Source organism: Armatimonadota bacterium, from assembly GCA_013359125.1.
In the GTDB taxonomy this organism is placed as follows: Bacteria; Armatimonadota; Fimbriimonadia; order Fimbriimonadales; family GBS-DC; genus JABWCR01.
In genome coordinates this window covers 1-23,341 of sequence record JABWCR010000005.1, presented here as the reverse complement: position 1 = coordinate 23,341, position 23,341 = coordinate 1, and the positions used below count along the sequence as shown (strand labels likewise).

Sequence of the window (23,341 nt, the reverse complement as noted above, 5' to 3'; positions counted from 1 at the left end):
TGCATTGACAGGAGCCGAGGCGCCCGTGCAGAAAGAATCATACCATGGTGCGGGATCGACGTTTAGCGCTTTCTTTCTACCTGCCCGCGCTGCTATGGCTCTTTGCGCTCTCTGTCTTCCCAATGTTCTTCTCGCTGGCCGTCTCGCTGACCGACTACCGTACGGGCCAGGAATGGCAATGGATCGGCTTCAAGCAATACAAGGATCTACTGTCCGATCCTCGTTTCTATTCCGCTCTTTGGGTAACCCTTGAAATCGCCGGAAAAGCCCTGATCGTCGAACTGGCGTTAGGAACGGCGATCGCGCTCTTCTTGTGGCAAAAAAAACCGGGGTTTGGCATCATCCGGCTTTGCGTCTTCTTACCCATGATGCTGTCGCCGCTGGTAGTCGGTTTCTTCTTCAAGTACTTTTTCGATGCCCATGGTCCGATCGGCCATGTAACGCAAAAGGCCTGGTTCATCGATCCAGACTTAGCAATGAATGCGATCCTGACAGCAGAAATTTGGCAGTGGACGCCGTTCGTCGTCTTGATGGCGACCGCCGGTTTGGCCTCAATACCGCCCGAGATCGAAGAGGCGGCGCGATTGGACAATGCGGGCGCCTGGCAGAGATTTCGAGAGATCGTGCTGCCTTATCTGCGCTTTCCGTTGATGTTCGTGCTGCTGTTCCGCGCAATCGACACCCTGAAGATGTTCGATCTGCCCCTCATCATGACGGGCGGCGGCCCGGGCGATACGACCGTAACGCTCTCCATGCTGGCCTATCGGTACGGCTTTTCGTTCAATCAGATAGGCCGGGCAGCCGCGGCGTCATGGATCCTTGTGATCTTGCTCAACATCTTGGCGACCGTGCTGATCGTGATGCTGTCTCGACGCAAGGATCGATAGTTCTTACTTTTTCTTGGTCGTCGTTGCCGGCTTCTTGGGCGCGGGCTTGGCGGCTGGCTTTTTGGGAGCGGGCTTGGTCGGCGCTTTGACGGCAGGTTTTGTAGGAGCCTTGATCGCAGATGCCGGCAGTGCGAACTCGGTTTCGGTCATCTTGAGCGAGGCGGTCATCGCCATCGACATTGCGGTAACGGCCTGGGTCGAGCCCTCTTCGTTGGGCGCGCCAGTAATGTCCATGTGGATTTCGGTCTTGCCTTCGCTCTTCACAATCCGACCGGTCGCCTTGTCCAAATAATGCAGAATATCGCCCTTCATCTTCATCGCCATGTTCCCCATAAAGGGCGTGTCGGGCGCGCCTTCGGGCGCCATTGACTTCAGAGCGTTCTCGTCCAACTTGATCTCGCTGTTGACAACCTGCTTGACGAGGTAGACGGGTTTGCCGCCGTGTTCGCCGATGCCCACAAGGGTGTTGGTCGTCTTGACCGGGCGGCTCGTACCGGGCGCTCCAGGGAACTGGGCTGCGAACGGATTGGGCATCTCGCCTTCCCAACTTTCGCCGACTGCCACCGGGTCTTCGGGCAGCATCGGCATCATCGAAGCGGGGTTCATCTGAGACCCCATCATCGGAGACATGCCGCCGCCCGTGTTCGTCAACTCGGTTCGATGCGGCTTCATTCGGTTGTCCAGATAGGTTGTTATGACGGTCTTGGTCGGATCGTCCTGGCCCATCATCTCCGGCCCCATGTCCATTCCGTTCATAGACATGGAGAACGATTCGACGTTGGTAATCATCGTGGCCACGCCGGCAGGATCAATGCCAGCGATCTTATTGCGCAGAACGGACTGGATATCGAACTCGATCGGCATGCCTTGTTCGGCATTGCCCATGTTCATCTCGCCACTCATTTCAACGCTCATCTTGACCTTCTGGATTTCATTGGTCTTGAAGGCGCGGCGCAGGGTGTACTTTGTATCTTGGGCGAAACTTGTGCCCAATACGGCGATCAGCCCGACGATTGCTGCGGCATAGCCTCTTTTCATTGTAAAGCCCCCTTTGGATTAGGAATCTATGGTTTTTTCGGTTCTGGCAACAATTCTACTAGGATAGACGTTCGAGCCTTCATCGGCTGCGCGTCCGCATCGGCCTTTGTCTCATACGTCCCTTTCAGGTCAGACTTCTGGAGCAGTCCCTTAGCAGGGTCCAGCCAGACCGTCATGGTGCCCTTTAGCGTCGTCGTAGACGTCTTGGCTTCGAACTCGTGCCCAATGCGCATCAGTCGGACGCCGTCGATCGTCTCCCAGGCCTCGAACTTGGCCTTCATCGGCGTTATGAACTCGGTCGCGCCCTCGCCAAACTTGTGCTTGAACTCCCAGGCCGCCCCGGGTTCCAAGTCTCCTTCGGGCAGAATGGTCGGCATAAAGAGCGAGACCATGTTCCGAGGGTCAAAGCCGGGCAACTGCACCGGAAGCTGTCCGCCGCCCTTGACTTTCTTGACCTCGCCTCGATTGGAGACCACCGCCTCGTTGTCGGGGATGTACTGCTTAACCATGTCGAGCGCGAGCGTCAACGGCTGGCCGTTCAGTTCAATATCGATTTGCGTTAGGCCCGCCTCGGTTTCGGAGTCTCCGCTTTCGAGCGTCTTCTTGACCTTGAAGAACATCTCGGAGCTGACCTTCATGTTGCCGTCTCCGCCCAATCCGCCCGGCATCGGCAAATTGCCGTCTAGCGACACCATAACCTTGTAAGAGCGAACCTGCCCCTCCTTCAATGTGTATCGGAAGGGCTGGGCAAAGAGGGAACTAAGGGCGAGAAACGACAAAAGACCCGTTGCGAGAGCGTTCATTCCAATAGGCTCCTCGCTTTCGATTATACCTGCGGCAACTAGTTAGTGTAGAATCGTTGGCACGGCCTTGCCAATAATGGAAAGCATGACCAAGCAAGCGGCGGCGGCTTCCACTTTCTCCCTCAGCGATGCTCTGGAGAGAGCAGCTTCCAGGCCGGGAACCGAGGCCCTGTGCCAATTGATCTCTGTCGCGGACGAATGGGGAGCCGTTTGGACGGGCATCTACACGGCGGGCGGCTCCATGATCATGGGGTCGGAGGGCGATTGGAGCGAGTCCCCGCTTCCAAAGGAGACGGCGGTCAAAGCGGCGCTCGAGGGCCAACCGGTCGAGATCGGCGTTCCAGGCGGCCTAACGCTCTATGGATGGCCGTGCGCTAACTATACGGTCATAGCCATTGCGTCCCAGTATGGCGATCCCGTCTCGGTCGCCTGGAAGACATGCATAATGCTCCTTCTGAAGCACGAGGCGATGACGGCCCTGCTGGAGCGCGCGCGAATCGAGACGGAAAAGCGCCTGGTCGAGGTGGCGACGCTTTACGAAACCTCGCTTGCAATCGAGCGCAGCGGGCTAGAATCGTTCCTCAGCCTCATCACCGAGCGAGCCGCGCAAGTGATGGACTCACAAGCCTGCAGCCTTATGTTGATGGAGGGCGAAAGGCTCAGAATTGCCGCTACGCACGGTTTGCCTGCGCACATTGTCGAGGAAACCAGCGTCAACTTGGGAGAAGGCATAGCAGGACAGGTGGCGACTTCGGGAGAACCCATGATGATTACTGATCCGGCGCTGGACCCCAGATTAAAAGGGGTCAAAGCAAGGCCCGACATAAGCGGGTCTATCTGCGTGCCGCTAAAGGATGGCGATGGACGCAGCTTTGGCGTGCTGACGATACGTCGGCTGCACCCTTCACCGCCCTACAGCGCTGAGGATTTGCGACTCTTCACCGTCTTTGCCAGCCAGGTCGGCTTGGCGCTCTCCAATGCCCGACTGCACCACGATTTGAATCTGCGCCTAAAAGAGCTGACGACGCTGATCGAGATGAGCCGCATCGTAAACTCCACGCTGGACGTTGGGACGGTGCTGAACGCCGTTGCCGATCAAATACTGAGCGTCGCCGGTTTCGAGCGCTGCGCCGTCTTTTTGTCATCGGACAAGGGCCAAACGCTGATGCCCGTCGTTGCAAGGGGCTATCACGAATCGATCTTCCCGCCAGCAGGATTCAAAAGGGGCCAAAGCGTCATCGGTCTGGTCGCCAAGGAGAACAAGGCGATCATAGCGCGAAACGCGCGCCTGATGCCGCAGCCTATGAAAGGATTTGGTCGGCAGATCGGCGCCGATCACTATGTCGCCCTTCCGATTACAGTCCGAGGTCGCTGTATCGGTGTCGTGGCGGCCGATCACCCAGGCTCTGCAAAGCCGGTTGGCGAGGAGCAGCTGAGCCTCTTGTCCGCGTTTGTCAATCAGGCCGGCGCCGCAGTGGAAAACGCTCGGCTCTTTGGCGCGATGGAACAGCGGTTCAAAGAGAACCAGCAGATGGCCGCGTTTTTAGACAACGTTCTCAGGTCGATCGGGGCCGGCGTTGCAACTCTGGATCGCGAAGGAAGAGTGATCGAATGGAATCGGGCGGCCGAACAGATAGCCCGTCGATCCGCCAAGCAGGCCAAGGGCATGAATTTCCGAGCAGCGCTCTGCTTGGACAATCACGACGGGCCCGCCGTAGCCGATGCGATCGGCCGATCGTTGGACAAGGGCGAACCAAGCCGCTTGTACAAGCAGCGCTGCGAACAGAGCGGCCGCCTGACGCTCGTCGACTTTGCCATCAACCCTCTGATCGATCAGAGCGGCGCTACATTGGGCGCCGTCGTTGTATTCGAGGATGTATCAGAACAAGCCAAGATGGAAGAGCAGATGGGGCTGATGTCGCGCATGGCCGAGATCGGACAGATGACGGCCACTATCGCTCACGAGTTGCGCAATCCGATGACCGCGGTGCGCGGCGCCGCCCAATTGTTGGCGCAGGAGCCGCTGTCGGACGAAGCGGCCGATTTCCTACAAATTATTACAGAGGAGGTCAATCGTCTCAACGCGATCGCGGACGAATTCTTGGAGTTTGCCAAGCCCCTGGCTTTGAGCCGGAGGCGGGTAGACTTAGGACGCCTGGCATCGCGAACGGTAAGGATATTTGAGCCGTTTTTGACAGAGCACGGCGTAGAGGCCCGCCTTCGATTAGCGGAGAAGGCGGAGGTCGACGCCGATCCTGCAAGAGTGGAGCAGATCCTTCAGAACCTGATTCAAAACGCGACGCAGGCAATGTCGAACGGCGGAACAATCACCGTTTCGACAGGAGCGAAGGATGGATTTGGGTGGTTTTCGGTCCAAGATTCGGGCTGCGGCATACCCGAAGCGATCAAGGAACAGATCTTTACGCCCTTTTTTACGACAAAGGTGCAGGGAACAGGCCTGGGCTTGAGCGTCGTCAAAAAGATTGTGGAAGCGCACGGCGGAACGATCGCGCTCGAAAGCAACGAGGGCTATGGCGCCGAAATCACTGTCTTCTTGCCACTGGCGCAACGCGCGTCATAGACATTGAGACAATCCCAAGTTATTCCGACAATTGACTTTAGGTAGAACCGACTGGAAGGATGAGCGGAGGATGAGCGAAGGATGCAAGAAACGAAAACCGTACTGGTCGTAGACGACGAAGAGAACATTAGGAAAGTACTGACCGCCGCCCTCTCTAAGGAGGGCTATAACGTGTTGACCGCGCCCAACGGACATTTGGCCCTCAAGAAGTTAGCCGAAGAGCCGGTCGACCTCATGATTTCAGATGTAGTGATGCCCGATATGAACGGGCTGGACCTGCTGAAGAAGGCTCGAGAAGCGCATCCCAACCTCCCCGCAGTCATCATTACCGCTTACGGCGCAATCCCTTCGGCTGTCGACGCTATGCGCAATGGAGCGCTGGACTACTTGACCAAACCGTTCGACCTGGATGTGTTGAAACGATTGGTCAAGGTCAGTTTTCAGGAACCCAAGCCGAAAAATGCTAAGAACGGCCGACACAAGGCCAAGAGCAGCGTTCAGTTCGTCGGCCAGAGCGAAGCGATCAAAAAGACCCTGGCCATAGTGGAGCGCGCGGCGGACGCTCGCGCCACCGTGCTTATAACCGGAGAGAGCGGCACAGGCAAAGAAATGATTGCCAAAATGCTCCACGAAAAGAGCGCCCGCGCCGACAAGCCGTTCGTCGCCGTCTCGTGCGCCGCGATCCCAGAGACTCTTTTAGAGGTCGAACTCTTTGGCGCCCTCAAGGGCGCCTATACAGGTGCCGATTCAGACCGCATCGGGAAGTTTGAACAGGCAGACGGCGGAACGCTTTTCCTGGACGAGATAGGAGACATACCGCCGCTGGTGCAGGTGAAGCTTCTTCGCGCCTTGCAGGAACGGCAGATCGAACGCCTCGGCGGAAACAAGCCGATCGAGGTGGACGTGCGATTTGTAGCGGCCACCAATCGCGATATGGAAGAGGCCGTCAAACAAGGGACCTTTCGCAACGACCTCTACTATCGCCTGCAGGTCGTGCAGATCGAACTGCCGCCGCTTCGAGACCGAATCGAGGACGTCGAGCCGCTGGCTCTGCATTTTTTGGCGAAGCATTGCGCCGAGAATGGCCGCTGCCTAGAGTCTATCGAAACAGAGGCAATGCGCGCGCTGAAGGCGCACGATTGGCCGGGCAATGTTCGCGAACTGGAGAATGCGATCGAGCGAGCCGTGGCTTTGGCCGATCCCAAGGCAACCGTCCTGACGCTCGACTTGTTGCCCGACTCCCTTCTCGCGCTCAGGTAGACTGCGAGTTATGAAAATCTACACCCGGGGCGGCGATCAGGGCCAAACCGGGCTGTTGGGCGGCGAAAGAACCTCCAAAGCCGACCCGCGAGTCGAGCGATACGGCGACGTTGACGAACTGAACGCCCACATTGGGCTCTTGGTTTCTTTGGGCGCTGGGCGCCTTGACGAATGGCTCTATCAAGTTCAGCGCGAGCTCTTTGAGATCGGAGCCGAACTGGCCTCGACCGATAACCTTCGAAAGGACGTTGAAACGCTTACCGAGACCGCTGTCTCCAGGCTCGAATCGCAGATCGACGAGATGGAAGGCGAACTTGCGCCATTGACGCGCTTTGTTCTGCCGGGCGGAAGTTCGCAGGCGGCACAAGCCCATGTCGCTCGTACCGTATGCCGACGCGCCGAGCGGAGGATAATCGCAACAATCGATAGCAACCCGGTCCGTCCCGTAATCGTCCAATATATGAATCGCTTGAGCGATTTCTTGTTCGTTGCCGCGCGGTATCTAAACCACATGAACCACATCGGCGACGTCGAATGGGAATCAGGGTTTGTAGAAAGACGCAAGAACTCGGAGAGGTGAGAGGATGATCAGGCTTTTCGCTGTGGTGTCAGCCGTTGCATGCGCAGCAATCGCATTGGGCCAGGCTGGCCAGGCCGATGCAAAAGAGGCGCTCCTAAAGACCGTAGAAGCCTATGCCAAGGCCAATACCTTTACCAGCACGACAACGACCAAACTCTACGTGCACATTCAAGATTCCAAGAACGACGCCGAGCTCAAGACGATGCAGTTGGAGTATCGCTTCAACCGCGCCGGCCGCCTCTGGATCAAGCGCAGCGAGTTCAGCCAGCCAGGCGCCAAACTGCCCAATATCGTCGAACACGTCTACTGGGAGAACGGCGAACTGTGGCAAAACCAAGGGCGATGGGACGGTCAGCAGGTGCACACCAGCCGTAAGAGCGTCAAGACCAGCCCCAATTCAGCCGTGCTGCTCGAGTTCCTGCCCCAATTCAACGTCGAGCCGATGCCCGATATGGTGTTCCTACTGGGCGGTCGCACCCAAACCGAGCGCTTTCTGGGCAAGATCACCGAGCTTCGGATGACCAGACAGGAGAGCGGCGCGCTCCTAACCGGGAAGACCCGCGATGAGAGCAACCGCCCGGTCGATCTTGAAATCGTCCTCGGCCCCGACAACTTGATGCAGCGCATGAAGATGAGCGTCTCGATCAAGTATGAAAACCACAAGGCGCTGATGGTCGTGGATATGGAGTTCAAGCCCGTCCTCAATCCTGAACTTGAGGATACAGACTTTGCGCCTGCAAAAGTAGGCCGTCCCGGACAATGAAACCGGCACAACGTCTTGTTCGTCTTTTTCACCAACAGAAACAGTTGAAGGAGGATCAGGCATGAAACGCTTGTTGCTGTTACTGACCGCTGTCTCGCTCGTCGGGGGAGTCGCCTGGGTCCAGGACAAGAGCGCAGAGCAGCGAAGACTGGAAGAGCTGAGAAAACAGAAGGCCGAGATCGAGAAGCAGATCGCACAGATCGAAGCTGGCCAGAAGAAAGTCGACGAGAAGGCGATCGCTGAGGCCGAAAAGGCCATGGCCGAAGCCCGCGAGCACATGAAGAAGGCCCGCGAAGCCATGGAGCGCGCGCGCAAACTGCGAGGCGATAACATCCCGTTCGACATGAAACTGTGGCAGATAGACCCTGAACTTTACAGCCAGTTCAAACTAGGGGACAAGTTCAAGGGCTTTCAATTTGACCCTGGTTCGAAGGAATGGAAGCTATTTGACGGCTCTGAGTTTCAGTTCTACACGCCAGACAATTGGAAAGAGCACATGAAACTCTGGGAGCTTAGCCCAGACACGATGAAGAAGTTCCACGGCTACCGATACGAAGTAACGCCGGACGGCAAAAAGTTCTTCAAGTACGATCCAGACACCAAGCAATGGATCGAATCGCCCATCCCGGACAACATCAAGATCTTTGGGCCCGAAAGTTTGAAGGAAGGTCTGATGTTGGACCATGGCGCCCTAGGCAAGGCCTTGGAAGGCTACCGAATCTTGGGACCAAAGTTCCACTTCGACCACAAGATGCTCGAAGAGCACATTGATCGCTTGTTGAAAAGAGAGCTCGAGATCAAGCCGTTCGAAAAAGAAAAGCCTAAGTTCGAAGGCGCAACGCTCATCGACCATCTAAAGGCCCGAGTGCCCAGCTCTTTCGACGAGTTAGGAATCTGACGCTGTAGCCGAGCGGGCCGGCTGACCGGCTCGCTCGGACATTATCCTCTTAATCTCTTCCTCGCTCACTTGCGTCGGGTCGAAAACCCAGCGCTTGCCCCTCGCTCCGCCCGCAATGACGAACTCTAACGCGCGCAACGATGGATCCGGCTTATAGTCGTTGAACTGAAAGCCCGAAACTTCTTCCCACCGATAGATCGTTGGCCGACGGCCTAATCCCCTAAACATGAGCCCGGCATCGGTCATCGCATAACGGCCCGGAGTCGCGCGCAGCATGTAGAGCGTCAGCAACAGCACAAAGGGATAGCCCGCCACGATGATAACGATCATCGGTAGACCCTTTGCAAACTCCTCGGGCGACAGCGACCGAAAGATCAGCAGCCCGACCGACGAAATGAGCAGCCAGAGCGCGATCCGCATCGAAAGCGCCGTCTTAACCCCAGGCATGGCGCGATCCCACTCTTGCTTGGCCGCTTGCTCGGGCATCTTCCATTCTAACAAGATGGTCATCGCAAAGAAAGATACCCAACCGTAAGATAGAATAGAGAGCAATGGGTTGGACGTTTGGCGAACTGAACGAAGAACGGGCGAGAGAACTGGCCGCGCAAGCGGCCAACGTCGATCCGTGGACTACCTTGGGCATCGGAGCGGACGTCTTGGAAAAAACGATGAGCGACGGCTTGGGCGCCTTTGAAGGCGAACGCGCAGTCGGTTGTGCCGTGCTGACCTTCGACGGTGTGCTGCAGCCCTACCTCAAACTGCTTTATGCCGTGGCGCCCGGGCAGGGCATCGGCTCGGCGCTCATGGCAGAATGCGAACGCCGTGCATTCGAACGGTCAAGAAATCTCTTCCTGCTCGTCTCGGACTTCAATCATCCCGCCATCGAGTTCTATGAGCGACACGGTTACAAAAAGATCGGCCTTTTAGAAGACTTTATCGTCCCCGGCAAGCACGAGATCATCATGCGAAAGCGATGCGACTAAAATTCCGAGCCGACGACTGGTTCTATGGCTTTGCGTGGTATTTCTTGCGCTTCTGGTTGCGCCTCCTCTTTCGAATGGAGGCTTGCGGCTTAGAAAACATCCCCATGTCGGGCCCGCTGATCGTTGCGCCCAACCACTTTAGCTACCTCGATCCGCCCGTCGTTGGGTGCGCTTCGCATCGGCCCATGCGTTTTATGGGAAAGGCCGAACTGTTCCGCAATCGCTTCGTCGCAATGGTCTTGCGAGGCGTCCACGGCTTCCCCGTTCAGCGCGGCACGGCCGATTTAGCCGCCATTCGGACAGCGCTGGCCGAACTAAAGAAAGGCGAAGCAACCCTCATGTTCCCCGAAGGCGGGCGCAACAATGGCACGGCGCTAAGACCTCCCAACATGGGCGTGGCGCTGCTGGCCAAAATGAGCGGCGCCAAAGTGATGCCCGTCGGCGTGATCGGCACCGAGAAAGCGTGGCCGCGCGGCAAAAAGCCCCGCTTGGCAAAAATCATGGTCATCTTTGGCAAGCCGCTCGACTACGCCGAAGCGACCCAAGGCATGAGTGAAAAGGAAGCCCGCGACCGATTTGGCTGGATAGTAATGGAGGCGATCCAATCGCTGCTGCGCGAGGGCGGCTTGGAGATAGAGATCGCCGACCAACCCGAGTTGACCGCCGCCCAATAGGTAGACTCTGCCCGATGCAACGCTATTGGCGGCTCTACAAAGCCTTCTGGCGGGCCAGCTTCATCCGAGAAGCCGAGTTCCGCGCTAACTTCTGGGCCAAGATCGCCACTAACCTTCTCTGGATCGGATTCTTCGTCGTTACCCTGCAAATCGTGTTCGACCACACTAAGCAGGTCGCAGGATGGTCTCGCGAAGAGGCCTTTCTGCTCACCGCCACTTGTCTCTTCTTAGAATCAGTCGTTTACACGCTCTTTCATGGCGGCCTGGTCGAAATCCCCAGCATGGTTCGCACCGGCACGCTCGACTTCGCGCTGTTCAAGCCTGCCGATTCGCAGTTCTGGCTCAGCGCGCGAAGGGTCAGCCTCGACCAAACGGGCAGCCTGATCGGCGCGTTTGCCCTGGGCGCGTACGCGCTGTCCAAGATGCAGACCCTGCCCAACTGGGAGCGGTTCGGCCTCTACTTCCTCATGATCCTGTGCGGAATGCTGATCTTCTATTCGTTCTACTTCATGCTCATGACGCTGGGTATCTGGTTCGTGCGGGTCGAGAACCTGTGGGCGCTGATGGAGGTTTACGCGCAGACCGCGCGCTTTCCAACCGACATCTTCGACGCTGTGCTGCGCCGAATCTTCACCTATTTCCTGCCTGTGGCGTTTTTGGCGACTATTCCGGCCAAAGCGCTGCTGGGCCGAGCCAGCCCGGCCTTCCTTGCGTTTGCCGCGGTTTGGGCCATTGCCTTCTTTGTCTTTTCCAGGATGTTCTGGCGATTTTCGCTCCGCCATTACAGCAGCGCCAGCTCCTAACCCAATATCCAGTTCCGGGTGGCGTGGAAGTCGGCCGTAATCAACCCGTGCCCTGAGCCCACTGTCAGCATCTGGACGTCTGCCCCACAATCGATCAAAAGATAAGCCAGTTCCTCCGCACGAGCCATTGGAGTCGTCGCATCCTGCACTCCCGCCAGGATAAGCGCAGTAAAGGCTGCGAGATCAGGCAAGGGGTCCGGTTTGAATGGGATCATCGGTCGTAGCAGCGCCATCCGCTTCGGCAAGCCAGTGCCCGCCAGCGCCATCGCGACCGCCGCGTTCGCCCCATTGCTGTATCCGATGGCGACCAGTTTCTCAGGATCGAAGCCATATTCGGCGGCAGCCTCGCGAACAAACTCCGCCAACTCGATCCCTCGTCGCTGGGCATCTTCCCCGTCGATAGTCCCGTCGTCAAATCGCTTGAAGTATCGCGTCTCGCCGCGCTCGGTCTCCTTGCCGCGAGGGTAAAGCGCCGCCGATTCCGGCGCGACCAAACGCAACACTTGAGACATCGAAAACTCGTCCCCGCCCGTGCCGTGCAGCGCCAATATGGGCGGATCGCCGCCCGGAACGAACCGGTGAATGTAGCTCAATTCGGCCATTATGCCTTCCTTGGCACACGGATTTTCGGCAGTTTAGCCTCGATCTGGGCGCGCTGATCCTCGTACATCGGCGGCAGCTTCAGCGAGCTGCCCAACTCCTCGACCGTCTCATCAATGCCGATGCCCGGGCCCTCTGTCGCAATCTCAAAGAGAGCGCCGCCCGGTTCAAAAAAGTAGATCGAACGGAAGTACTGCCTGTCGCGCACGGGCGAGACGTTTGCGCCCAGCGCCTGTAGGCGCGAACGATGCTCCAATTGTGTCGCTTCGTTCTCCGTCCTAAATGCAGTGTGATGGATAACGCCGACGCCCATGCGCCCCGGCCAAGCGCCCGGATCGATTAGCAAGTCCACATAACAATCGCCCGTTCGGTATCGCCTGCGCCCGCCTTCTTCCGCCTCAAACGTCACCCCCATCTCGCCGATCAGCAGCGATTCGGTCGGCTTGATCTCGCGCTCCAACAGGGTAACGCTGTGCAACCGCAAATCGCCGGGCGCCTCGACAAATGCCAGACCGATGCCGTCCGGGTCTTGAAACGCGATAACCTTCTGGCCAAATCGCTCGGTCGTCTCTCCCAAGTGCGCATATCGGCTTAAGTCGGGCACGGCATAGGCCATCTCGATCGCCTGGCCCGCGCCCGGCTGACCGTGCCGACCGCCCACAATGGGAAAGTGAGTAACCAGCGTGCCGATGCTCGCCTGCTCGTCGCCATAGTAAAAGTGGTAGCCGCCCGGGTCGTCGTAGTTGACCGTAACCTTAACGAGCCGTAGGCCCAGCGCGCCCGTATAGTAATCGATGTTGCGCTGAGCATCGCCCGCGATGGCCGTTACGTGGTGCAGTCCGTTGATCATCTTCGCTTCAAGTCTACCCGCTTAGGTATTCTTACGAATGTGAAACGGATTGCCTGGCTGGCCTTGGCGGCCGCGCTGATCGCGGGTTGCGGCAAAGAAGAAAAGAGCGTTGCAACCCAGCCGCCGCCTGAAAAAGAGCCGCCCAAAGTCGTCAAAGAAGAAAAGGGCGATGGGTGGACGCGCTACGACCGACGGTCGGAAGGCTTTGCGGTCGAACTCCCGGACGACTGGGTTCAGATCGACCTCACATCCGCCGATGTCGAAACCATGATGAGAAAAGCCGCGCAAGAACAGGACGAGCTGAAGCGATCGCTGGCAGGGCAGGCGGCCGCAATGGTGGCCGAGGGCGTCAAGTTCATAGCCGGCGACCCCAAAAGCGACAAGATCAATACGGGCGTCTTCACTAACGTGAACGTGGTGGTGGAAGAGATAGACCCAAAAGTAACAGCCGAACAGTACGAAAAGAGCGCGAAGGGGCAGGTTTCAGACATGGGCATCCAGTTTGCTTTCTCCCACAAAACCTTTCCTGCCGGCAAAGCGCTGACTATGGAAGGCAGAGCCAAGGCCGGCCTCATCTACTCCTACATCTGGGTCAAACCGGGCAAAGCCTATACCTTCACCTTGGTAACCGCCGAGAGCGAAAAGCCCCGCGTCAAACCCGTCCTGGACGAGATGCTGAAGCGGTTCGTGGTGTACTAGGGCAAATTCTGGGATAGACTATCCCTATGAAGCGAGAGGACATTGTAACAACTCTGGCCAACGTGGCAAAGGAACTGGCAAGTGACTATGGAGTCAAGTCTATGGCGCTCTTTGGGTCGGTTACGACCGCCGACTGGACGCCCGAGAACGATGTAGATGTTGTCGTTGAATTTGAAGGCACAGCCGCGTTCGATCGATTGTTTGGACTTCACGATCGCCTGGAGAGCCTGCTGGGCGTTAGGGTTGATCTTGTAACTCGAAAGGGCTTGCGACCGCGCCTCCTCCGCACCATAGACGAGCATTCAATCCGTGTTGCGCGATCCTCTGCTCTACATTGAAGAAATGTCCGAGGCGTGTCGGCGCGCCATTGCGTATGCAAACGGGATGACGAAGGAGGACATAGCGGCAGATACCAAAACCTTCGACGCCATCGTTCGCTGTCTAACTGTGATTGGCGAAGCCGCTAAGGGAGTTCCTGCCGCGTTCCGTCAGTTGCACCTAGCGGTTCCATGGCGGCAGGCAGCCGGAATCCGCGACAAAGTTGTGCGCCACTACTTTGGCATCGATGATGATATCGTATGGGACGTAGTGGTCAACCATCTTCCCCGGTTGTTCAGACAGCTCGAAGCCATTCTTGACCCGAACGCGCGATCAATGGGGTGATTGCGCGCCGTTGCCGCCTATCTGAACGCAACTAGCCAACGAACGATTGAATATTGGGATCGTAACACCCGACCAAAGCGGCCGTTCATCGCTTATTGCTAAATAGAGGTTGGCTCACCCAACCGCGACCAACCCCGCAAACGCAATCTCCGTCGCCTGACCCGTCGCAGCCCTCACAAACCGATACCCGCAGGCATACAAGCCCCGTTCCGCATCCACCCTGTACGACATCGAACCCGGCAGGAACGCTACAAACGCCTGACTTCGGTATGAGCGAAGAACAGGCATGCTCGCCGCCGAACGCATCGGTTGGAGCAGCAGCTCGGTAACAACCCCCGGCGTGTTCGGCGCGCTGGCGTCGAACCGAATGCCGTTGTCCGCAACTACGGTAACGGCCAGACCATCCCCCAAGAAAGGCGAGGTCGGCGGAGTCCGGGGCGGATCGGCGCCCGGATTGGCCTGCAAAAACTTCATCGCCAACCGACAAAAAAGCGTCTGCGCGCGGGGCGTTTGCACCTTGGTCGTGCCGGTCTGCCGCACGGCCAGCGACTGGGCGTAATCGCGCCAAGCCTGCGCCTCCTCCCAACTCAGCGACCGCCAAGCGTCCGCCGCCCGTCCCAACCGATCGCGCGCCGCCAACTGCCCCGGCGTCCTGGGATCGGCAGGAATAGCATAATCCTTTACGTGCAACTCATCGTTCAGACGATAAAAGATCGTGTTGCCGCTCTTGCCGCTGATCGCCTCCGCCAACGCGCCCAACTTTATCCTAGACATAGGCCTATTGTCGGCTGTTCTCGCCCCTTTCATCAGCCTTTGTCTTGCTGGCGCCCTCCCTTTATCCTGCGTCCCGACGCATGTCGAACGCATATCCCGCGCAGGATGAACGGATGAGAAATCCTTCATTTAACCCTTGATATTGCCGGATAACCCTTGGGGTATACTAGCGTCAACCGTTCATGCTTCTCATCGCAGTAACTGTCATGAGGTTACAATGCGCGGCACGGCCGCTCATCATCCATAATCAATTTGTCTACAAAGGTTCTTGAATGAAGTTTGGACTCGCGCTATCCGGCCTGCAAAGCTACGTCTTCGACGTTTCGCAAGATGTGGCCGACCGCCGCTTTACCCAAGAAAACGCCGCCAAGCGGTTGCGATACCGATCCACATTGCTCAGCCTGTTGCCCGCGGTCGCGTTCCTCAAGCTCAAAGAGGCCGACCCAAATGCGCGAGAGATCTACCTGGGCGGCGGTAAACTGTTGGCCGAGGCCAGTGCGGACGCAATCGAGAATCTACAGCGCGACTTGCCCGAACTCTACGATTGGCTCGTCAAAAACTCCTCCGGCGCGCTCGGCCTCCACTGGGCAAGCCTTCCGGACGGATCGAGCCTCCAAGAGCTTCTAAAAGCGCTGAACGCCGCCAAGTGGCGATCCGGGCGCGATAACGGCGGCCATTGGTTCGGCTCCGTCGGCATTCAGCCAATCACCAAACAGTCGCAAGACGATAGAGCAGCCTTCGAAAGCGAACAAGGCGGCAGGCTGCCAAGACCGCCCAGAATCGTGGGCTTCAAAACAGGGCAATACGGCTGGGAGGTCGGCCCCTGGCGCATCCAGCCGACAGAGCACGACCCCGACATCGGCCTGACCGGCAAAGCCAACGGCAGGGTCAACTTGGGTCTGCCGCTCTACGCCCCGCTCGACCGAGACGATTCCGTATCCGAACTGTTCAAACTGGCCGAAGAGGGCCAAGGGGCGCCCTACCTCGCATTGCTCAAACTGGACGGCGACGGCATCGGCAATAGGATGAAGGACGCCCTCGACAAGGGCGAGCAGCAGTACGAAGAAACCAGCCGACAACTAACCGGCTTCTTCTGCCAGCGAGTGCCGGAGATGCTGGAAAAGGAATACCCCCGCCTCTACCTGGTCTACTCCGGCGGAGACGATTTGGTGCTGACCGGCCATTTTTGGGGCGTTCTGCGCGCGGCAGGGCAGATCCAGCGCGAGTTCGCAGCCCTTGGCTTAGGAACCGTATCGGCCGGCGTCAGCTTCTATAGCCGCAACTATCCCATCCTCAAGGCGGTCGAGAGCGCCGACGTTCAGTTAGACATCGCCAAAGAAGAGCGTAATCGGATATCCATTGCCGGCAGCCTGCACCCCTGGCCCCAGTTCCACAAAGCCACCGAACTGACCGATGCCTTGGTGCATGCCATCGCTGAGAAATCGATCAACCGCGGCGCGCTCCAGCTCCTAAGACACTTGGGCGAGCCCTTCCTGCCCGGCGCGCCAGAGCCCTTTAAGAATATGCGATACCACTCCATCCCCCAGTTTGCCTACTTGCGCTCGCGGCGCAACGAGTGGAAAACGAGCCAATGGCCCAAGCCGTTGCAGGATTTCTTCGAATCGCTCTCTAATGAGGAAACCGATTGGCCCATCGCTTCGCTGGTCGGCACGCTGGCGGGCTGGAACACCAAGACGCGACAGGAGGAACCATGAACCAACAACGCAGAGACGACCGAGGCGGTCGCCCGCCCCACCAAGGCGGCCAACAGCCGCAAAGCGCCGTCAATTACCAGGCCATGACAGACTACTTTGACGAGAAAGGCAATCTCAGAAAAGACGTCTTCGTCAAGTGGCCAAAGGAAATTGCCGACAACATTCGCGTCAGCCGCACCAATATGCGCCGCGCGTTCGATCTGGTTTCATCCATGAACTTCAGGATCAAGATGGGCGAAGATCGGCAGGCGGTTCTGTCGTCCGGCATTGGCTCCTTGCATCGATTTGCACAATATCAAGCGGGGAGAGACCGAACGTGGGACGAGGCCAAACGCTTCATTCATCCCCACTGCGAGGCGGTGTTGAAAGACGACAAGAACTTTGAAGGCTTTTACCAACTGTTCCAAAGCGTCATGGCTTACTTAAGGAGGTAGCGAACAATGAAAGCGCTCGTCAAACACATGGAACTGACCGGCACGATGGTCGTGCTGTCTGGCTTGAGAATCGGGGCCGGAGGCGCCAGCCTCGAGATAGGCGGCCTCGACAACCCCATCGTCAGACATCCTGTAACTCGCCAGCCTTACGTGCCCGGCTCGTCCCTCAAAGGCAAACTCCGCAGCTTGCTCGAAGTCAGCAACTTCCAAGTTGGCAACTTCACCGAGCCGCGAGCGACGACCGGTCCGTGCGGATGCAACAACTGCGCCGTTTGCTGGCTTTTTGGCTGCGGCCGCGCACAGGACGCCCAAGAGCCTTCGCGATTGATCTTTAGGGATTGCACGATGCTTCCAGAAAGCCTTGAGAGCCTAAAACCGCTCATGAGCGAGGGCATCTTCTACAGCGAGGTCAAAGCCGAGGTCACCATGGATCGCAGCACGGGCAAGGTCGGCCAGGCCGGCCCCCGAAGCATGGACCGCATCCCCGCAGGAGCCAAGCTCAACTTCCAAGTTACCGTCCGCGTGCTGGAAGGCGACAACGAAGGGCATATGAAGCAAGCGCTCTTGCACGCTCTCAGCCTGCTCGAAAGCGAAGGCATGGGCGGCTCCGTAACCCGAGGCTACGGCCAGGTCAAGTTCGAAGGCCTGACATGGAGCGAAAAAAGCGCCAAACTGGGAGCCACCGCCTAAATGCGTTGCGTTCAGGTCGATCTGATCTGCGCATCGCCCTATCTCACCCCATGGCGCAACGCCACGCTCTGGGGACGGTTAACCTGGGGCGTTGCCAACGGCGCCGCCAAAGGCTGGACGATCGAAAAGTGGTTGCAAGCCTACGAAGAGAACCGCCCGCCTCTCGTCGTCAGCGACGGATTCCCCAAGGAGGCCGTGCCCGTGCCCGCGCTCTACCAGGCCGAACTGCCCCATAAGGGCAAGAAGCCCAAAACCCTGCCGTGGGCCGCCTGGCTCGAACTCTGTAAGAACGGCGCTTGGCCCGATGTAAAGGAAGAAGAAGTGCCCGAGCTCAACCGAACCCACGTCATGATCGGCCGAGAGACCGGCACAGTCGGCGAGGCCGCCCTCCGCACCGAAAAAGGCTGGCATCCGAAAGACGGCATCCTCATCGTCGCCATGCTCTCCGACGACCTGAGCGAAGACGACTTCCGCTCCCTCGTCAACTACCTCTGCTTCGAAGGCTGGGGCTACGGCCTCAGCTACGGCTACGGCGCCATCGACCTCAACGGCATCTACCCTTTGGACCGGCCCGACGCCGGCCACTGCGTCGCCGCCCTGGGCCACATCCACCCAACCGACGACCTGCCCGCCGACGGCTATTGGCGATGGACCGGCGTGCCTATAAGAAGACGCGACAACCCCGCCTTGGGCAACCAAGGCCAGCTCGCCTTCGCCCCCATGCTGGCGACGGGTTCCAGTTTTCCACTTGGCCATGATCGGGCGAGCGTCGGGGAACTGCGCAAGCCAGACACCGACTCGAATTCAAAATACGTTCACTACGGCCTGGCCCCAACGTGGCCGCTTATGATGTCCGAGGTCAGCGATGGACAAAGTTGACGGACTTTTGCTTTCAGTAGGAATGAGCGTCGGATCGGAGATCTACTCCATCAAACAACTCCAGCCAGAGCGCGTCGCATTCCTGTGCACCAGCGGATCGCGGCCCAAAATCGACGAGATCGTCCAAGAAACCGGCCTCAAACCGTCGCAATACGACGTCAGACAGGTCGAAGACGACCCGACCAAACTCAACGACTTCGTGGCCAAAGCGCATGAAGCCTATGTCTGGCTTCGAGAACAGATCGGCGACCAAGGACGCATCGCCATCAACCCCACCGCAGGCCGAAAATGGATGAGCGCCGGAATCACCCTCTTCGCCGGTCGCACCGAAGCCGTGCTGCTCTACGTAGATGTGGATTTTAAGGAAGGCAAACCCGTTCCGGGTGAGGAACGACTCGTTCAATTAGGCAGCGCCGACGATTCCCTCGGAATGATCGCCTGCGATGCCGCGGTCGAACTGTTCAACCGAAGCGACTTCGAGGGCGCCGCCGGCGCCTTCGCTCAAATCGCCCCCTCTCATTCTGCGCCCTACCGCCTCTACCGATCGCTGGTCGGGGTCAGCAGCAGTCTAAGCGATTGGGACCGCTTCGACCACTACGACAACGACAGACCGGCGACAAAGTTACAGGACGCCGCGGCCGAAATCAAACTCGTCGCTCAAGAAGTCCGAAACCAAAGCCTCGCGCAATGGTGCGACGAAATGACAACGCTATCGGCACAGATACGCCGCGTCAGCCAAGACGAAAAACCCAGTCTCTGCGCCGTGGCCGACCTGCTCCAAAACGCCCGCCGCAAGCTCAAAGCAGGCCGATACGACGACGCCGGAGCCCGCGCCTACCGCGCGCTCGAAGCCATCGGCGAATGGCTCCTCTCCCTGCGAAACCTCAAGCCCTCCGCGATAGATTGGAGCAAAATCCCACAGGACGCCGTAAACAATTTCCTCGCCCTGGCTAAATCGGCAGAAGGCTCAAGGCCCTCAAAACTGGGGCTGTCCGACGCCTTCTGTCTATCTAAAGCCCTTGGAATGCCCGAAGCCCAATCCTTCTTCGACGGCAATCGCTTCCTCTTCGACGACTACCTCCAAATCCGCAACCTCTCGATATTGGCGCATGGTTGGACTCCCGCAAAGAAAGACAAAGTCGAGCGGTTTGTCGCCTCCATCGAACAGCGTCTTCGAACTCTGGACGCGAGCCTGCCCGACTTCCGCGTCCCCAACCTCCCCAAACTCTGGACCTAAACATGAACCAAGAACTCTACATCACAGCCATCAGCGCGCCCATCACGACCGAAATCGCCGCCGACGGATGGCAAAACTTCTACGAGCTCCACAAACTCGTCTACAAAGGCTTCCCCGACAAACAAACCGCCACCAAAGCCCGAGTCCTCTATCGCTTCGACATCGACGGCGACCATGGCTACATCTGCGTCCAGTCCAAAACCCCGCCCGACTGGTCCAAACTACCCCCCTTCGTCAAAGTCTCCGGCCCCGTACCCCTGCAGCTCCCCCCCTGCAACCCCGGCGACAAGCTCCGCTTCCGACTCCTGGCCAAACCCTCCTGGAAAACGCCCAGAAAGCACCCCCAACACAAAAACCGCCGCTTCGCCCTATCCGAAGAACCCGAACAGCGAGACTGGCTAAACCGCAAAGGCGACCAGCACGGATTCAAAATCGAACAAGTCAGCCTCACCGACCGCGTCTGGTTCGACACCAAGGTCAAGGAGTATAAATCCGACGGCAGCCCAAAGGAACTCCACGCCGTCCAATTCGACGGCATCCTGACCGTAACCGACAAAGAAGCCCTCCTCCAAGCCGTCGCCAACGGCGTCGGGCCCCAAAAGTCCTACGGGTTCGGCCTCCTCAGCCTCGCCCCAATCCCTTAACCTCAAGATCGGGCGCCGCCCTGCCAATAATGCCGATAGGAGCGACCAGCGACATGGCGATAGGCAGACAACTCTTGCCGGTCTTTAAAGAAAAGCTCAGCGTGCTCTACGTCGAGCGCGCCGTTATCGAGCGCGACCTCCATTCCGTCGCCGCCTTCACCGACGACGGCAAAACCCAAGCCCCCATCGCCGGGGTCGCCCTCCTCATGCTCGGCCCGGGCGCCAACCTCACCCACGCCGCCATGTCCCAACTGGTCAAAGAAGACTGCCTCGTCGCATGGGTCGGAGAAGAAGGCGTCCGCACATACGCCTACGGCTTTGGCGGCCCCCGCAGCAGCGCCAACCTGGTCCGACAAGCCAAACTCGCCACAGATCCCGAACAACGAACCGCCGTCGCCCGCAAAATGTACGAAAAGCGGTTCAAACAACCCATCAGCCCCGAGCATTCCATCGACCAGATCCGCGGCATGGAAGGCGCCCGAGTCCGAGCCGCCTACCGCAAACTGGCCGACCAATACGGCATCGAATGGGAAGGCCGAGACTACGACCAAGCCGACTGGCACGATGCCAGCCCCGTCAATCGCGCCCTCTCCGCCGCCAATGCCTGCCTCTATGGGGTCTGTTGCGCCGCCATCCTCGCCCTGGGCTACAGCCCCGGTCTCGGCTTTGTCCACACCGGCAACCAACTGAGCCTGGCGTACGATATGGCAGACCTCTATAAGCTCGATCTTTCCGTGCCCGTCGCGTTCGAACAGGCCGCCCAAGGCGAACATCTACTGGAGCGCCGCGTGCGCCATGCCATGCGCGACGCCTTTAAAGAAAGCCGCTTTCTCCAAAAGATCGTGGCAGACTTGGACGAGCTCTTAGGCGAGCAAGAAGAGTAGCATGGTCGTGCTCGTTATGACTGCCGTCAAGCCCTCCCTGCGCGGCCAGCTCTCTCGATGGATGATCGAGGTGTCGGCCGGAGTCTTTGTCGGCGCGCTCTCGGCCCGTGTGCGCGACGGCCTGTGGGACATCGTAACCGAAGAAGCCGGCGAGGGCAGCGCCGCCCTCGTCTACACCGCCGACACCGAACAAGGCTTCGCCATCCGCGTCTGCGGCGATCCGGATCGAGAGCCCGTCGACTACGACGGCATCACCCTCATGCGCTTTAAGACCAAAGCCAAGCGGTAGCGTGGAACGCCCCCCTCGGAACGCCCCCTTGGAACGCCAGGCTTCCGCCTGGCAAAGCCCCTCGGAACGCCCCCTTGGAACGCCAGGCTTCCGCCTGGCCCCTTTCCGCCCCTCGGAACGCCCCCTTTCCGCCCCTTGGATCCCTCCGCACCAAACGGCGGGTGTGGAGGCTTTCTACGCCATGCGCCAACGGGATTTTTCGAATTTGTAGCACAATTTTGAGCACATCGGCTCGGGGCTTGACAACGGGGTATAATGGACGCCTCGGACGCTGTAAAGACTGCGGGGTTCGAGACCGAGACGCCGACAGAGCGTCTGGCGGATTGCACAAAGCTCCTTGACAAACGGATGAAAAACCTGGTAAAATGCGTAGCAACCTGGTAACTTTTAGAGCCTGCCCCACACACGTGGGGATGAACCCAGAACCCAACAGGCTAAACGCCCGTCGTATTTAGCCTGCCCCACACACGTGGGGATGAACCCCCAGTCCGGCGGCCGCCTAACCCCCAGCCGTAGCCTGCCCCACACACGTGGGGATGAACCTGTATCGTGTTCATCTTGTCGGCATATGCCTCAGCCTGCCCCACACACGTGGGGATGAACCGGGCAAAGATGGATAGATGGCTCTTGAAACGAAGCCTGCCCCACACACGTGGGGATGAACCTAAGAATTGCAAGGCGTGGGAATTGGGAAGGGCGCCTGCCCCACACACGTGGGGATGAACCGATCCCGCAAAGGGTCTCCTGCCACCAGCCCGCGCCTGCCCCACACACGTGGGGATGAACCACACCATGCGCCATCGTCGCCCATATAGACTACGCCTGCCCCACACACGTGGGGATGAACCCCGCGGGATGAAGCCGATGCGGGCGGGGCTCGAGCCTGCCCCACACACGTGGGGATGAACCTTCCTCTTCTGGACATTGACGCGCGTATACTGCGCCTGCCCCACACACGTGGGGATGAACCCTGGACGAACGTTTCCCAGGGCGGCCGCCGCTAGCCTGCCCCACACACGTGGGGATGAACCCCTGGCGTCAAACCCTCTAAGTTCCGGGTTCGCGCCTGCCCCACACACGTGGGGATGAACCTCGCCCGCTTCTATGGAAAGAATGGGCGGCGGCGCCTGCCCCACGCATGTGGGGATGAACCGGCCGACAATCTGCGCTCAAACTCTTCGTCTGCCTACGCCCCACGCATGTGGGGATGAACCGGTCCGGCGACTGTACGGCCGCCGGTGGTTTCGCTACGCCCCACGCATGTGGGGATGAACCGCCGTCGATCAGGCCTTCGATCAGGCCGTCAAGCTACGCCCCACGCATGTGGGGATGAACCGAGTCATACGATGATCTGGGGTGGTTAGAGGCCCTACGCCCCACGCATGTGGGGATGAACCGATAGGTGACTGCGCGACCGTGGTAGCTTACGGCTACGCCCCACGCATGTGGGGATGAACCGTCGGACGATTCGCCCAAGCGGGCGGGCGACTACTACGCCCCACGCATGTGGGGATGAACCGTTAAATCAATTACGAATTAAGAATTGCGAATTAGTTTGCCCCATGCATTTGGGGACTGGCTCTAGGAGCTGGCTCGCGGGGACGCTCGCCCTCCCGAGCGGGTTTTGAGGGTCTGATCCGTACCTAAAATTGTGCTACATTTTTTGAAAAGGCCGTTTGTGAGGAATGCCTGTTTGACTTCGTTCCCCTCCTC

At 58.7% G+C, this 23,341-nt stretch carries 25 protein-coding genes, 1 pseudogene and 1 CRISPR repeat array; of the genes and pseudogenes, 20 read left to right on the top strand and 6 right to left on the bottom strand.

Annotated features, from left to right (window positions below; all coding sequences use genetic code 11):
• Window positions 1-44: 44 nt before the first annotated feature.
• Window positions 45-887 carry a sugar ABC transporter permease gene (locus HUU60_03875; protein ID NUL81847.1) on the top strand — a complete coding sequence of 281 codons (843 nt, stop codon included), beginning with the start codon at window positions 45-47 and terminating at the stop codon, window positions 885-887.
• A 3-nt stretch (window positions 888-890) separates the two neighbouring features.
• Here HUU60_03875 and HUU60_03870 read toward each other — a convergent pair.
• Window positions 891-1,013, bottom strand: a pseudogene (locus HUU60_03870) (OmpA family protein).
• A gap of 938 nt (window positions 1,014-1,951) precedes the next feature.
• On the bottom strand, window positions 1,952-2,728 hold the full coding sequence (locus HUU60_03865) for a hypothetical protein (GenBank protein NUL81846.1): 777 nt from the start codon (window positions 2,726-2,728) through the stop codon (window positions 1,952-1,954).
• 85 nt (window positions 2,729-2,813) lie between these two features.
• Here HUU60_03865 and HUU60_03860 point away from each other — a divergent pair, with 85 nt between their 5' ends.
• From HUU60_03860 to HUU60_03840, 5 genes are all read left to right on the top strand, one after another.
• On the top strand, window positions 2,814-5,309 hold the full coding sequence (locus tag HUU60_03860) for a GAF domain-containing protein (GenBank protein NUL81845.1): 2,496 nt from the start codon (window positions 2,814-2,816) through the stop codon (window positions 5,307-5,309).
• Window positions 5,310-5,390: 81 nt separating this feature from the next.
• Complete coding sequence (locus HUU60_03855) at window positions 5,391-6,569, top strand: sigma-54-dependent Fis family transcriptional regulator (GenBank protein NUL81844.1); 1,179 nt, start codon at window positions 5,391-5,393, stop codon at window positions 6,567-6,569.
• Between the two features lie 10 nt (window positions 6,570-6,579).
• A complete protein-coding gene (locus HUU60_03850) occupies window positions 6,580-7,149 on the top strand; it encodes a cob(I)yrinic acid a,c-diamide adenosyltransferase (protein ID NUL81843.1) in 570 nt (189 codons plus the stop codon).
• A 4-nt stretch (window positions 7,150-7,153) separates the two neighbouring features.
• A complete protein-coding gene (locus tag HUU60_03845; GenBank protein ID NUL81842.1) occupies window positions 7,154-7,912 on the top strand; it encodes a hypothetical protein in 759 nt (252 codons plus the stop codon).
• Window positions 7,913-7,973: 61 nt separating this feature from the next.
• A complete protein-coding gene (locus HUU60_03840; GenBank protein ID NUL81841.1) occupies window positions 7,974-8,810 on the top strand; it encodes a hypothetical protein in 837 nt (278 codons plus the stop codon).
• On the opposite strand, the gene HUU60_03835 is transcribed toward HUU60_03840, so the two are convergent.
• Window positions 8,799-9,320: a hypothetical protein gene (locus HUU60_03835; GenBank protein ID NUL81840.1), complete on the bottom strand. Its 522-nt coding sequence runs from the start codon at window positions 9,318-9,320 to the stop codon at window positions 8,799-8,801. The genes HUU60_03840 and HUU60_03835 overlap by 12 nt on opposite strands.
• 41 nt (window positions 9,321-9,361) lie before the next feature.
• Between HUU60_03835 and HUU60_03830 the strand changes: the two genes are divergently transcribed.
• Genes HUU60_03830 through HUU60_03820 form a run of 3 tightly spaced genes read left to right on the top strand, consistent with a single transcriptional unit; the run spans window position 9,362 to window position 11,270 of the window.
• Entirely contained in the window at window positions 9,362-9,793 is a 432-nt protein-coding gene (locus tag HUU60_03830; GenBank protein ID NUL81839.1) for a GNAT family N-acetyltransferase, read from the top strand.
• Complete coding sequence (locus HUU60_03825; GenBank protein NUL81838.1) at window positions 9,784-10,467, top strand: 1-acyl-sn-glycerol-3-phosphate acyltransferase; 684 nt, start codon at window positions 9,784-9,786, stop codon at window positions 10,465-10,467. Before HUU60_03830 ends, HUU60_03825 begins: the two co-directional genes overlap by 10 nt.
• Before the next feature lie 14 nt (window positions 10,468-10,481).
• On the top strand, window positions 10,482-11,270 hold the full coding sequence (locus HUU60_03820) for an ABC-2 family transporter protein (protein NUL81837.1): 789 nt from the start codon (window positions 10,482-10,484) through the stop codon (window positions 11,268-11,270).
• On the opposite strand, the gene HUU60_03815 is transcribed toward HUU60_03820, so the two are convergent.
• Together HUU60_03815 and HUU60_03810 are read right to left on the bottom strand one after the other, a co-directional pair.
• Complete coding sequence (locus tag HUU60_03815; protein NUL81836.1) at window positions 11,267-11,872, bottom strand: alpha/beta hydrolase; 606 nt, start codon at window positions 11,870-11,872, stop codon at window positions 11,267-11,269. The genes HUU60_03820 and HUU60_03815 overlap by 4 nt on opposite strands.
• A complete protein-coding gene (locus HUU60_03810) occupies window positions 11,872-12,720 on the bottom strand; it encodes a VOC family protein (protein ID NUL81835.1) in 849 nt (282 codons plus the stop codon). Before HUU60_03810 ends, HUU60_03815 begins: the two co-directional genes overlap by 1 nt.
• A gap of 39 nt (window positions 12,721-12,759) precedes the next feature.
• Between HUU60_03810 and HUU60_03805 the strand changes: the two genes are divergently transcribed.
• The 3 genes from HUU60_03805 to HUU60_03795 are packed head-to-tail and all read left to right on the top strand — an operon-like array spanning window position 12,760 to window position 14,082.
• Window positions 12,760-13,419 (top strand): hypothetical protein, encoded by a 660-nt coding sequence (locus tag HUU60_03805; GenBank protein NUL81834.1) that lies wholly within the window; start codon window positions 12,760-12,762, stop codon window positions 13,417-13,419.
• Window positions 13,420-13,445: 26 nt separating this feature from the next.
• Window positions 13,446-13,757, top strand: a complete 312-nt coding sequence (locus HUU60_03800; protein ID NUL81833.1) for a nucleotidyltransferase family protein — start codon at window positions 13,446-13,448, stop codon at window positions 13,755-13,757.
• On the top strand, window positions 13,729-14,082 hold the full coding sequence (locus HUU60_03795) for a DUF86 domain-containing protein (GenBank protein ID NUL81832.1): 354 nt from the start codon (window positions 13,729-13,731) through the stop codon (window positions 14,080-14,082). Before HUU60_03800 ends, HUU60_03795 begins: the two co-directional genes overlap by 29 nt.
• Before the next feature lie 114 nt (window positions 14,083-14,196).
• Here the strand turns inward: HUU60_03795 and HUU60_03790 are convergent, their stop codons facing one another.
• Window positions 14,197-14,856: a hypothetical protein gene (locus tag HUU60_03790; GenBank protein NUL81831.1), complete on the bottom strand. Its 660-nt coding sequence runs from the start codon at window positions 14,854-14,856 to the stop codon at window positions 14,197-14,199.
• Window positions 14,857-15,128: 272 nt separating this feature from the next.
• Between HUU60_03790 and HUU60_03785 the strand changes: the two genes are divergently transcribed.
• Genes HUU60_03785 through cas2e form a run of 8 tightly spaced genes read left to right on the top strand, consistent with a single transcriptional unit; the run spans window position 15,129 to window position 21,628 of the window.
• On the top strand, window positions 15,129-16,571 hold the full coding sequence (locus HUU60_03785) for a hypothetical protein (GenBank protein ID NUL81830.1): 1,443 nt from the start codon (window positions 15,129-15,131) through the stop codon (window positions 16,569-16,571).
• Complete coding sequence (gene csm2 / locus HUU60_03780; protein NUL81829.1) at window positions 16,568-17,005, top strand: type III-A CRISPR-associated protein Csm2; 438 nt, start codon at window positions 16,568-16,570, stop codon at window positions 17,003-17,005. Before HUU60_03785 ends, csm2 begins: the two co-directional genes overlap by 4 nt.
• A 6-nt stretch (window positions 17,006-17,011) precedes the next feature.
• Complete coding sequence (gene csm3 / locus HUU60_03775) at window positions 17,012-17,695, top strand: type III-A CRISPR-associated RAMP protein Csm3 (GenBank protein NUL81828.1); 684 nt, start codon at window positions 17,012-17,014, stop codon at window positions 17,693-17,695.
• Window positions 17,696-18,574 (top strand): hypothetical protein, encoded by an 879-nt coding sequence (locus tag HUU60_03770; protein ID NUL81827.1) that lies wholly within the window; start codon window positions 17,696-17,698, stop codon window positions 18,572-18,574.
• Window positions 18,561-19,811 carry a TIGR02710 family CRISPR-associated protein gene (locus HUU60_03765; protein ID NUL81826.1) on the top strand — a complete coding sequence of 417 codons (1,251 nt, stop codon included), beginning with the start codon at window positions 18,561-18,563 and terminating at the stop codon, window positions 19,809-19,811. The genes HUU60_03770 and HUU60_03765 overlap by 14 nt, the downstream gene beginning before the upstream one ends.
• A gap of 2 nt (window positions 19,812-19,813) precedes the next feature.
• Entirely contained in the window at window positions 19,814-20,455 is a 642-nt protein-coding gene (cas6e, locus tag HUU60_03760; protein ID NUL81825.1) for a type I-E CRISPR-associated protein Cas6/Cse3/CasE, read from the top strand.
• A gap of 53 nt (window positions 20,456-20,508) precedes the next feature.
• The gene (gene cas1e, locus HUU60_03755) at window positions 20,509-21,339 is read left to right on the top strand and encodes a type I-E CRISPR-associated endonuclease Cas1 (protein NUL81824.1); all 831 of its coding nucleotides are present in this window, start codon (window positions 20,509-20,511) and stop codon (window positions 21,337-21,339) included.
• A 1-nt stretch (window position 21,340) separates the two neighbouring features.
• A complete protein-coding gene (gene cas2e / locus HUU60_03750; protein ID NUL81823.1) occupies window positions 21,341-21,628 on the top strand; it encodes a type I-E CRISPR-associated endoribonuclease Cas2 in 288 nt (95 codons plus the stop codon).
• A gap of 392 nt (window positions 21,629-22,020) precedes the next feature.
• Window positions 22,021-23,148: direct repeats of the CRISPR family, unit length 28 nt; unit sequence GCCTGCCCCACACACGTGGGGATGAACC.
• Window positions 23,149-23,341 lie beyond the last annotated feature (193 nt).